The sequence below is a fragment of the Paenibacillus sp. FSL R5-0749 genome, from assembly GCF_038595085.1.
GTDB lineage: Bacteria > Bacillota > Bacilli > Paenibacillales > Paenibacillaceae > Paenibacillus.
Genome location: NZ_CP152005.1, coordinates 2924057 through 2936157, shown reverse-complemented (window position 1 = coordinate 2936157; position 12101 = coordinate 2924057). Strand labels below are relative to the sequence as shown.

At 46.6% G+C, this 12101-nt stretch carries 8 protein-coding genes and 1 riboswitch; of the genes, 2 read left to right on the top strand and 6 right to left on the bottom strand.

From position 1 onward, the window contains the following. Nucleotides 1-2 precede the first annotated feature (2 nt). The 6 genes from MKY85_RS13195 to MKY85_RS13170 all read right to left on the bottom strand — a co-directional run bounded on the left by MKY85_RS13195 (nucleotide 3) and on the right by MKY85_RS13170 (nucleotide 10029). Entirely contained in the window at nucleotides 3-962 is a 960-nt protein-coding gene (locus MKY85_RS13195; protein WP_339260838.1) for a DMT family transporter, read from the bottom strand. A 106-nt stretch (nucleotides 963-1068) separates the two neighbouring features. Next, nucleotides 1069-1179: riboswitch (purine riboswitch) on the bottom strand. 77 nt (nucleotides 1180-1256) lie between these two features. Further along, nucleotides 1257-3476, bottom strand: coding sequence for a DEAD/DEAH box helicase (locus MKY85_RS13190; RefSeq protein ID WP_339260837.1), 2220 nt, complete (start codon nucleotides 3474-3476; stop codon nucleotides 1257-1259). After that, nucleotides 3473-4816 carry an ATP-binding protein gene (locus MKY85_RS13185; protein ID WP_339260836.1) on the bottom strand — a complete coding sequence of 448 codons (1344 nt, stop codon included), beginning with the start codon at nucleotides 4814-4816 and terminating at the stop codon, nucleotides 3473-3475. The genes MKY85_RS13190 and MKY85_RS13185 overlap by 4 nt, the downstream gene beginning before the upstream one ends. Before the next feature lie 7 nt (nucleotides 4817-4823). After that, a complete protein-coding gene (locus MKY85_RS13180) occupies nucleotides 4824-6404 on the bottom strand; it encodes a TerB N-terminal domain-containing protein (protein ID WP_342572818.1) in 1581 nt (526 codons plus the stop codon). A gap of 207 nt (nucleotides 6405-6611) precedes the next feature. Beyond that, the gene (locus tag MKY85_RS13175; protein ID WP_342572816.1) at nucleotides 6612-9152 is read right to left on the bottom strand and encodes a diguanylate cyclase; all 2541 of its coding nucleotides are present in this window, start codon (nucleotides 9150-9152) and stop codon (nucleotides 6612-6614) included. Between the two features lie 286 nt (nucleotides 9153-9438). Next, the gene (locus tag MKY85_RS13170; RefSeq protein WP_339260832.1) at nucleotides 9439-10029 is read right to left on the bottom strand and encodes a biliverdin-producing heme oxygenase; all 591 of its coding nucleotides are present in this window, start codon (nucleotides 10027-10029) and stop codon (nucleotides 9439-9441) included. A gap of 285 nt (nucleotides 10030-10314) precedes the next feature. Here MKY85_RS13170 and MKY85_RS13165 point away from each other — a divergent pair, with 285 nt between their 5' ends. Both MKY85_RS13165 and MKY85_RS13160 read left to right on the top strand, forming a co-directional pair. Next, nucleotides 10315-11112, top strand: a complete 798-nt coding sequence (locus tag MKY85_RS13165; RefSeq protein ID WP_342572815.1) for a Nif3-like dinuclear metal center hexameric protein — start codon at nucleotides 10315-10317, stop codon at nucleotides 11110-11112. A 561-nt stretch (nucleotides 11113-11673) separates the two neighbouring features. Beyond that, nucleotides 11674-12099, top strand: coding sequence for a DMT family transporter (locus MKY85_RS13160; RefSeq protein WP_342572814.1), 426 nt, complete (start codon nucleotides 11674-11676; stop codon nucleotides 12097-12099). Nucleotides 12100-12101: the final 2 nt, after the last annotated feature.

Genomic DNA, 12101 nt, shown 5'->3' with positions numbered 1-12101 from the left:
GATCAGGAGTAGATTGGTTTACTACGACTACGACTTCTTCTCATGCGTAATTTATACAACTCTGGCAGGGCAACTCCAATGAGTACAATGATAACCCCGAACCATTGCAATCCGCTGACATGCTCATGGAGCACGATAGAGGATAACAGTACTGCAATTGGAAGCTCCACCGCACCCAGAATTCCGGCCATGTCGCCTCCAATATGCGGAACGCCGATAGCGAATAATACCGGTGGAATAAATGCTCCGAAGAATCCGAGCAGCAGTCCAAACACCAGCAACTGGCTCCAGATCAATCCATTGAAGAGGAATGTCGGCGGGAACAAAATGCACAGCAGGATCAATCCCCCTGTTACCATCCACGCACTACGAAAGGCAGGATGCGCTGAAGGAACCGCTTTGCCGCTGAACAATACGAACAGGGAGTAACTTACCGCTGCCATTAGTCCAAGAGCAATACCCAGACCGTTGAACTCACCCAGTCCCTGTTCCAGGAAACCCGCTGCCAGCAAAGTTCCGCCAAACAGCACGATCAACGTCAGGAATGTGACTTTGTCTGGACGTTGACGTTTGCTTATCGCCTGAATCAATACACTAATCCAGGTGAACTGGAACAGCAGGATAATGGCAAGTGAAGCCGGGATGTAACGCAAAGACTGATAATACACAAGACCCGTAATTACCGTTGGTGTTCCGGCAGCCATCAATAGCAGACGTTGTTTCCACGTCAACCGCTTGAATACCTGTGCCACAGCTCCTGATGATTGGCCATCTGCCTGTGATTTGCGTTTTGTTCTAAATTTTGTGTATAGCGCCAGCATCCAGGAAAGAAGAAAACCCGTAATCAGCTGTGTTCCCACAACTTCACCAAGTTTATATCCTTCGCCATACGCCAGAACCACAATCGTGGATAATATGCCATAGCTCATCGCTCCCGCGAGAACGGACAGATAATATTTCATTTGTGAATAAACCTCCTGATGATAAGAAAATACGCCTGCATGATTGGTTCATGCCAAGGTCACAGACACATACAAATGCAAAAAATCCTAACTACGAGCAAGGAATATATTGATTCCTTGGCATCGTAGTTAGGAAGTATAGGCTTCCCGTAGAGACCCTCGCCCTGTGTACACTTTCGGCCTGCGAGGTTATACGAAATGATATATGCAATTTGATGTAATTCGTGTGTGACGACTTTTCATATATTACATGGGAGGTGAGGTGGTGTCAACCCTATTCCGTATAAAAAAACGTCAGGTTCGATTAGAGGCTGAGGAATCCCACTCCAATGTTTGCTGTAAACCTGCCTTCAATCCATCCAGATCCAGCCCATCCACGGCAAAAGCCTCACGGATCAAAGGTGGCGCGACAAATTCATCATACTTGCCCAGATAGGGTGCTTCATCTTCAGCCAGTAGCGCAGATGCATCTTCAGCCATCCGACATTCACTCATAATCTCGGCTAACAATGTCCGTTCATCGACCTTGCCGGATACTACAAAATAATATGGTTCCATGGGCACTACCGAACGCAAAGCCAGTTTGCCCGACAGATTATGCTTCATCAGGCGCTCCAATGTACGGAACGATTTACTCCCTACCCAAGGAAGTACATACATCGAATCTCCCCCAGCCGGAATAACAACCTGCTTCAACAGTCCGCTTTCACGAGCTAGACGGCGTGCCCGTTCAAGTCGATTGACGGCTTGGGGTGACAGGTAGGGATAGATCACTGAGTCGGACAACACTTCACGCATTTTCTGTACCACCGTTGTGTGGATGTCTCCGCCCGCTCCAAGCCATAACGTATCCACTTTACCTTTGGCAGACTTCACATACACAGCCTTGTGCTTGTGATCAACTTCTTCCACTTTCCACAGTTTGCCTGCGAGCGAGAAGCAATAGCCTGGCGGGGGCACGGTTGTAATGGAACCAATCTCTTCCGAGCCGTTCAGTACTTTATGTTCCTCATCGTCCTTAAACACCGCATAGAAGCGATAATTGTTTACGATTTTCTCACCTGTCAGTCCGATAATCAATGTCCGGTCCTCTGTCCATTGCAGATGATCCGTCTCAATGAGGTAATTCAGGAAAGCCTGATATTGATCTGGTCTAATCAACGCAAAGGGGGCCAGCGAAAGGATGGCTTCTGCAAGATCTCTCGGCTCCGCCTCCCCCATACTTTTCAGCATGCTCATCGTCTGATGGTAGAGCACCCCTATGGGCATTTTGCGGGCTTCAAGCGGCTCGACCCACTTTGTTTTTACATATAGTTCGATAACAGCAATTGCACGCATTAACGTCCACGGCATACGTGCTGGTAATTGCGCTTCCTCATCCTCTTCCTCCGGACATACAAAAAGCATCTCTGATGCCATGTCCTCTCGTCTCCCCGAACGTCCCAGACGCTGTACAAAGCTGGACGCACTATACGGTGCACCAAGCTGAACCACACGTTCCAGTTCGCCCAGATCGATACCCAGTTCGAGCGTGACCGTTGCCGCAGCAACCGCAGGCCCCGATCCGGTGCGCAGAGCAGCTTCCGTTTCCTCCCTGAGCATGGCGGAGATACTTCCATGATGCACATGGAACACATCACGCTCTTGCCTGCGAGCCGCAACCCGCCGCATCTCAAGAATAGTCACCTCAGCGTCCGTACGACTGTTGGTGAAGATCAATGCTTTTTTACGATGTGTGCTCTCATAGATGAAGTCGTAGTAAGCTTTGCGTGCGTTATGAAGCTGCTCCGCCTGCTCCTCGTCCTGTGCATCTGGAAAAGAGAAATGTTCCACCCGCAGCCGCAGCTTGCGACCACCTGGAGAAGAGACCACATCCACTCCCTGCTGTGTTCCGGCAGCAAGCCAAGATGTAGCCGCATCATAGTCACTAAGTGTAGCCGACAATCCAACTCTTCGCGGTGCACAGCCAGCCATACGCTCAATTCTAGCAAGCTCGCTGAGCACTTGAATCCCCCGATCTGCTCCCATGAAGGCATGTACCTCATCAATGATGACATAGCGCAGATCATGAAACAGCGCCGGGATCGCATTCGGTCGATTCATAAGCAGACCTTCCAGCGATTCTGGCGTAATCTGAAGCACACCGGACGGATTTTTCATCAGTTTTGTTTTCTCCGCCTGAGGCACATCCCCATGCCAATGCCAAACTGGAATATTTCCTTCGGTTAACAGATCCTTAAGACGTTCGAATTGGTCATTAATCAGGGCTTTCAAAGGTCCAATGTACAGAATGCCAACTGATTTGGAAGGCCGTTCATGCAGCTCGGTCAATGCAGGAAAAAAAGCCGCCTCCGTTTTGCCGGAGGCCGTGCCTGCCGCAATCAGCATATGATGCGGGGTATGAAAACAGATATTGCAGGCCTCGATCTGAGCAGGCCGAAGCGATTCCCATCTTTTTTTATATATAAATTCCTGCACGAATGGCGCCAGCCGATAGAATGGATTATCACTCATAATTCAAACTCCGCCAGAAAGTCGTCCAGATCATCCGAATTTGCGGAAGCATCCGCTCCTTTACCCGGTTCCTGGGGTTTGGCAGCCCGTTCACCAAGTAATTGCGTATAAGTCACTTCGGGATTCTGATGGAGCGTATGCAGTACATCCATAAAGTCCCGTACCACTTCACGCGTGGTCAGCAATTCATCCGCCCCCAGTCGATTCACCGCCGTTTGCATAAAATCAACCAATTGTTCATCCGTCAGACTTGCACTGTATCCAAAATGCAACGCATGAATCTGCCGCAGCTTCTGGAGCAAAATCAGAATCTCTTCATGTGATAACATTGCAAGCTTCAGAATCGGGCCTGTATAATTTGCATACGCTTTGGCTGCATAACGACCATCAATAAGCCTGGAGCGAAGCGCTTCATAGCTATATAGTCCGCGCCGTTCATCCTCCACAAATTGCGGCGTACCGCCTACAAATATGCCCAGGTGCTCCGCCTTGCCCTGCATTGTATCATTGAACATGGTCAGCAATTTCTCATAATTGCTTTGACGAGAGACGCTGTTTGTAATTTTGTACAGATTCACCGCTTCATCAATGAACAAAAGCAATCCTTTGTAACCAATGCGCGCTGTGAATTCAGACCACAATTTGAAGTAGTCATACCAGTTGTCATCGTCAATGATAACACCTACAGAGAGTTCTTTTTTTGCCTCCGTTTTGGTTGCAAATTCTCCTCGAAGCCAGCGCAGTGCCGCCTGTTTGCGATCATCATCAGCGAGCTTGTACCCATTCCAGTAGGAAGCCAGTACCTTGGCAAAATCAAAGCCGTGAACCAGATTCTGCATCTCCCCTGTCACCGCATAGATCTGCTTCTCTACTTCCAGCGGCAGAGCGGGATCATCCGGGCGCAGGTTCTGACTTTGCATCGTGGATTGTTGCAGGCCTGCGATCCATTTTTGCAAAATCGGCTCCAACGCTCCCCCATCCGGACGTGTACGTGTAGACAGACGAGTCATTAGTTCGCGATATGTCGCAAGTCCCTGCCCTTTGGTGCCCACCAATCGTCGCTCTGGTGACAGATCGGCATCTGCTACAACAAAGTCGCGATCCATGGCATAATTACGAATCATCTGCAAAAGAAAGCTTTTACCACTACCATAACGCCCGGTAATGAGTTTGAACGCGGCGCCACCCTCGGCGATATTGTCCATATCTCTCAAGATGGCTTCCACTTCCGGTTTTCGGCCAACAGCAATCTGCTCCAGTCCTATGCGCGGGACAACACCCGCCGTTAACGAATTGACAAGTGCGGTGGTCAGCCGCTTTGGTATTTTAAGTTCTGTCACTTACGTATCACCTCTTCACATGTTCGAACACATCTATATAATCCGGAACAATCCGATCACCATCAATCAGAAGATCACCGATCGTATCCATAGCCACATCATTAATTTCATCGAGCAGAAGCGCAGGCATCGTTCCATATTGCTCAGCCAGACGTATCAGCTCCGTATCAGGGTTAGCGCCAAGAAGAGCATGAATCACTTGCACCTGCTGAGGGGATAGTCCCTTGGCAAATAGCAGCCATTGTTCATCTAAATCAACCTCTGCACTCACGTCCCATTGCAACCCAATTGATGCTGTTGACCCTTCTATTGCAGTCTCTCTTACCGATGGGTCCGGCTGCATGGAATCTTCTGTTGGTATGATCTCATGCCTTGCTTCCAGTGCATCGACTGGATTACTTGTAACATTTGCGTTATGAACCTCATCATCCTTCACTTCAGAAGGGTGATCATCCTCAATTGTAAGTGCCATTCGTACGTATTCACTTTCTTGCTGTAACGATGCCAATTTTTCCGTATCAATACGAATCACCGGTTGTTCCACCGTCTCGGCCTGATCAATCGCATATGCTTTGTCCAGGTAACGTTCAATCAGATTCGCAAGTTCGGGCTCTAATGTTTGTCCACGCAATCGGCCTCTGAATCCGAGCAGTTCACGAAGTTTATTTTCAGTACATCGATAGATCCGCGTAACCATCTGTACAAATTCAGCCTGTTCTCCAATGGGCATATATCTGAATGATACCGATCTTCCATAGATCGAGTCGTCATAGACCGCTTTGCGAAACAGTATGCGCTCCACCGTGCGTTCTTCGTTGGGTTGAAACACTGGCAACAGTCCGACTTCTCGCGTACGCTCCAGATATGAATGAACCAATGCCATGACCCGTGGGATGTACTGCTCCATCACTTCTTTGCCGCCATCTCTATAGAACTTACTGAGCGTAATATCGTAATCGTAGTACCTTTGCAGCATACTTAGCGAAATATCCGACATCTTGTCCTGTAAAACACGTTGCAGTTCCTTGTCCAGCATCTCTGCTGGCAGATACCCGCCCGAAAGGTCCATAACTTCGGATAAAGACGTCTCCATCTGATGGACCAGTACGTAATCGACCACCCACTCTTGCATATATATATTTAATTGAGGGAGCCTTTCACGGTAGTTCAACCATAGCTGCTTTAATTGATTATAACCATCCTGAGCATTCTGCCAGCCAATGCCGTTAATCAACTCATAGATATGAACAAATAGATAGGACAGATCGGTATCTGGATATCTCCCCTGACGAACTTCCTTCCTCCAATACAAATACCACTTGCGTTGGGCTTCGTTCATTACGCCATATGTGGGCCAGTAGCTCATAAAGGGAACCCAGGGGGACACATCTCCCTCCATCTCTGACCACTGCTTTGCTTCCTCTACAAAACGTTTCTCCGAAGACAATATGCCTCCACGATGCTGCATCGCATGATGTGCAGGTTGCTGCACAATGGTTGAACGATCAGGAACCGGAACCGCTGCTGTTACGGGTTCTTCGCTCAGATCTATCTCCATAAATTCCAATTGTCTAGAGTTGTCTTTCATAGAACGTTATCTCACCCTCCTCCGAGACAGAATACGAACAAGTGTATCCATAGGGATCATTATAACACTAGTGCTGTGTCTGCGGTGATGAAATTAACTCATTATTAAAACCAAAAAAAGAGAGCATTTCTGCTCTCTCATTTAGTTCATATGGATATGATATTGATCCAGGTGTATTCGTTAAAAAGTAAGGTTACATGCCCTAAATCAGACTACAATTGCTCGATTCTTCCCTTCACTCTTCGCTTGGGCCAGCGCTTGAGTAGCTTTTTCAATCAGATCGGATGCACTTGACTGCTCATCAGGTACCAGCACTGCACCCCCGACACTAACCGTGACGATCCCACTCGGACCCGATAATTCTCGCTGGATCTGCAGAGCCAGAACATGTTGTCTAATCTCTTCCGCAAGCTGTGCTGAATGTTCAGAAGTTGTGCTCTTCATTTTCAACATGAAGGTACCTCCGCGAAGACGGGATATTAGTGCGTTGTGCTGCTCACTGACCACGGTGAGTACCTCACCGATCCATTGCAGACACAGATCGCCTCCCTGAAGTCCGTATGCCGCATTATATGAACGGAAATCATCGATATCTATAATGAGCAACCCCAGACTACATTTCTCCTCCAAACAATCATCCCAGTCATCCTGAAGCTGAGACTTGAACACCGTTTGAATTGGCATATCTGTTAACGGATCTGTGTTCAGATAATTTTGCAACTGGCTTGTCGTTTCGGTGTAATGGTCATGTTCATGGTGAGACGCCCCACTGTGCAGAAGCACCATCACAGAAGGTTTTCCTGCATGCGTAACAGCAGCGAGTGTAACTTCAAGCAACAGTGAGGTACCAACTGCTGTAGTGAAATAGGACTGACTTGTAATCAAACTTGTGTTTTTGTGCTTTAATTCCTCAAAATTCTGTTGCAAGGTAACTCTCGTATTGTCAGGTACAAATTCTCTAAAATCCTTACCCATCAGGTTTTGGGAACTCTCGAACCCGAGCAGTTCAGCTGCCTTTGTATTACAATAGATAATCTTACCGTCCGTCAGAGTAAAGAATGCCACGGGCGAATAATCCATTAACTGCAAATAACGCTGTTCATTTTGTCGCAAAATACGAGCGTTCTGAAGTGCCTGTTCCTCAGCCTGAACCAACTGATTCTCCGTCTGCCGACGTACAATGGATTTGAGTAAAGGTAACACACTTAGTTCTTTCGTAGTCCACGGATACGAAGTTGACTTTACAACCTCACGCCATTTCTCGAATGATTTACGAGGTGACAATCGCATGCCGTCATCCGTCTTGAGTACCGCTTTGGCCGGGTCACCCGCCCACTCGACAACCTGCTCAACCTCAGGTCGGAACCAGATCATGTAGTTATGCTGTCCAGGCGAAATGGCAACATAAATAACCCCGGAAGCCTTATCCGGATAAGCTTTGGCTGTTTCATACTCTGAACTCAGTTTCGAAGTGTAGTAACTGTAATCCTCAGACTTTCCTGCAAGCCAACCTGCCAGTTCACGAATCTGGCCGCTGTTAGGCGTTTTACCATATAACAATAACTTGTCCTGGTAACAGATCGCTGCTCCGGCAGCATCCATCAGGTTCAATACCGTCTCTTCTTCTCCCTGTAATTCCTCAAGTACTCGGGCAGGACTTGTGTTTCCAATAAAAATGTTGGCAATTCGTGAAGCAGCTTCACGAGATTGAATCTCGGATTGGTAATCATCTAACTGCTGACGCTGGAACAATTCATTGGAGAAGAACGCCCCCAGGAAATTGCACAGATTCCGCACACGATGGGGGACATATCTGGCCGAATAATGATGGCATGTGATGAGTCCCCATAGCTCATTGTTATGAATGAGCGAGATCGTTACGGTCGCACCTACACCCATATTATGCAGATATTCGATGTGAAGTGGCGATACGCTACGCAGGACCGAAAGACTCAAATTCAGTGGTTTGCCAGTCAGTGGTTGTAGCATAGGTACAATTTCGACCGGTTTATAATTTACATTCACGATAGTCCGCAGCCAATTGCGAAGATACAACTCCCGAGCTTGTTTTGGTATATCCGATGCTGGATAGTGATGTCCCAGGAATGGTTCGAGTTCTTGTTCACGCGCTTCAGCAATAACTTTACCATTCCATTGCTCGTCAAATTCATAGATCATCACCCGATCGTAACCGAGCATTTCCTTGACCTGTTCAGCTGCAATCTGACTTGCCTCCACGCGGCTATCTGTGCTTTTCATCCGACCGAAGAATCGGGATATCCACTCGAAGTCAGTAGTCCCCACGTCCTCTTTTTCGTCATAAGGCTCGATCTCCAGAATGAGCAAACCTTCACTTTCATGAAGCACAGAAGAGAAGACCCGTTCCTCACCGGATACCTTAATGGTAAGATCCATGTAATGCAGGTCAGAGGTAACATTCGCATTGAAGCTGCTGCCCAACAATTTGCTTACTTCTTGCTCGCCAATCAGGTTCTCCAAAGGCATGCCCAGAACAGCCTCATAGGCAATACCCAGATGTTCCTCCGTATTTTGGCTACACTGAACAATAGTTGGCGTAAGACTGGTATTGATGGCCAAAAGAACACCATGAGGTTGAATAAAGCCGGGGATATGAATTGGTTCTTTATCACAGTTATTCAGATCTATCGGATCAGTTGTGTATGTTCCCTGATGAAGCAATGTGCGGTTCAACAAATTTTGTTCTTTCTTGGACTTCGGTTCGGCCATGGCCAGGAAAATCCCCTCTCATGATGTTATATAAGTTGAAATAATGATTATTTACATTGCACTACGATGACAGAATAACCTTCTAATCGCTGTTATCCCCAGATTTTATCGATTCCCTTTTCTAAGGGAAAAATCCGGTTATAAGCGTATGCTTACGATGTAGCTTTCTTTCAGAAAGCTTTTAGCGAATGCTTCGCTTTTCCAGGTTTTTTCTGTCCTCTTCGTTAGGTGTAAATGATTAATTCAACTTATATAGATACCTTTAAAATATGAAATAAAGTCTGCCCTACGTATTAATCCATTGATCCAGCAGTCGGAATGTCTCTGATGCACTGTGCACCATGTTGTCATGATCTTCTGGACTGGTGATGGACTGCTGCAGCAAAATCATAAACTCGCTCCATCTTGTTCTTGTCTCTGAGCCATAGGCGTTGAAATATTCCAATCCACGATCAGCTTCAATGGGCAGGAACTGCGACAAACGTTTGGTCATGATCTGTCCACCGTTCGTGGACCCCTCAATGACATACATGTATCCAAACAAACGGGCTGGTGTCGAAATATCCGGAAGTTCTTTGCAGAGCGGAAGTTGGCTAATTTCCTCTTCACTTGCACCAAGATTGTGCAGATCTTTCTCCAGTAGTCCAGCCTTGCCTCTAATCTCGATATCCAATCCCGTACTTCCCCAGAAAGGCTGCTGTACAGCTTGATCTTCCAGCGGTTTGAGGAATCCATAAAACTTTTCTAGATATGTTCTATATTCTTCTATAGTCACAGTTTGATTCATAATGGCTTTTGCATAAGGGTTCTGTTCTACTTGTCTGTGGTAATGAGCTGTCTCGCTCTTCAGACGTTCCATAATAGTTGTTGCTGTCATCGTAGTTATCCCCTTTCACAATCTGCTCTGCTGTTGCAAACAGCTCATTTAATGCAATAAAGACTCTATGTAAGTATACTTATTCTTGTTTGAGAAAACTACACGAATCCAACATCCGTACACAGTGAACACTCTTCTTCGTTGTTATCTTAACCCACTGTAATCTGCATGATTTAGTATTAACCGAAAATAATAAAATTGACCCCCACAATCTGGAAAGCAGTAGATTTCAAATGTAAACATGTTACACTATTTTTATATCCTGTCATTGGAGGAATGCAATCTATGGATCTCACTGTTCAAGACGTTGTCCTTCATCTTTTAGATAACATTGAACTGCCGGAAAACACGGTGGATCAGCTTATTACCGGTTCACTTGACTGTAAGGTCACAGGTATTGTCATCGCTTTTATGCCCACACAATATGTGATTGAACAAGCCATACAGCAAGGCGCTAACTTAATCATTGCGCATGAATCTCCGTTCTATAACCATCACAGTCAGACGGATTGGCTTGCAACTGATTCGGTGTATACGGACAAAAGAAAGTTAATTGACGAAGCAGGCATCTCCATCTATCGATGTCATGATATCATCCACCGCTTCCAACCGGATGGCATTACCGAAGGACTGATTCAGGCCTTGGGATGGTCCTCTTATGTGGAGCAACGAGTACCGGAAGCAGACATCCTTACTTTTCCGGAAGCAAGCACTGCCCAAGCTATTGCTCACCATGTGAAACGTTGCCTTGGGATCGATTATGTCCGCGTTGCAGGCAATCCCGACATAGTCTGTAGACACGCAGCGGTATTGGTTGGTTTTCGTGGCAACGGCCCTGTGACGATTCCCTTGATTCAGAACAAACAATTGGATCTGATCATCGCTGGAGAAGGATTCGAATGGGAGACACCGGAATATATCCGTGATGCTGTGCAACAAGGCAAGTCCAAAGCACTCATCATGTTGGGGCATGCCGAGAGCGAGGCTCCGGGAATGAATCTATTGGCAGACAGGTTGGCAGAACAATTCACAGAACTGTCCGTTCATTATGTAGGTGAACGGCCTGTGTACACTGTGATCTGATCATGCGATTGATTGGATTAGTTTGGTATGGATTTTTTTGGAGAGGTGTTTAGCTGAATTGTTCAAATCTCATTGCCCGCTACCCTGGAGCTGTACATCTGTTGTGTGTTCTAGGGTCGAGTCGGCAAACTCTCTTTCATCTTGGCTGGCTCTTAGGACAAATTCTTAGATAGTTAGTAACGAACCTGACACACTCTATTTAGTGAATATTTGCCGATTTTCAAAACTAACGAATTGTAGACACGTTATTCCTCCGTTTCAACTCATTATCCATCCTTTCCTACCTGCCTTAGCCCGATTAAGATGGCTGAGGTTCCTTAGATTTCTTAATTCAATCGAATCAATACAATAAGGTGTCGCTGGTTCGTTAGAGATCATGCTCATTAAAAATGAGTATTCCCGCACATATACCGCGCATCTCTTCATGCTCCAACTGGATTTCCCTGGTTCTTTATTGTACTCTAGATGCTGTGACTTCAAAGCTCAGGACATTTGTCCTTGGCGTTTGGGGTGAGTTTGTCATTAAATAGAAGTCGAAGTAATTGAATAAGGAGCGTACATATGAAAGGAATTATTTTTGCATTACTGGGTGGCGCGTGTATCACGCTCCAAGGTGTTGCCAATGCTCGGATTAGTACCGACATGGGCACATGGCAGGCCGCTACGATTACACAACTGACAGGATTCATCTTAGCGGCGCTGATCCTAATGTTCGTTAGAGACATTAACCTTCAAGGACTCAAACAAGTTAAACCCATGTACCTGGCGGGGGGAGCGTTTGGCGCTGTCATTATTTTCAGCGAAGTAACGGCCATTCAGCAAATTGGGGTGACATTCACGATCTCGGCCCTGCTCATTGCTCAGCTGTTCCTGACTTTTCTCGTGGATAGTAACGGATGGTTTGGTGTAGTGAAACAAAAGATGAAACTGCCGCAATTTCTTGGCATTGCCTTGATGATCACAGGTGTCATCATTATGAAACTGTAGTT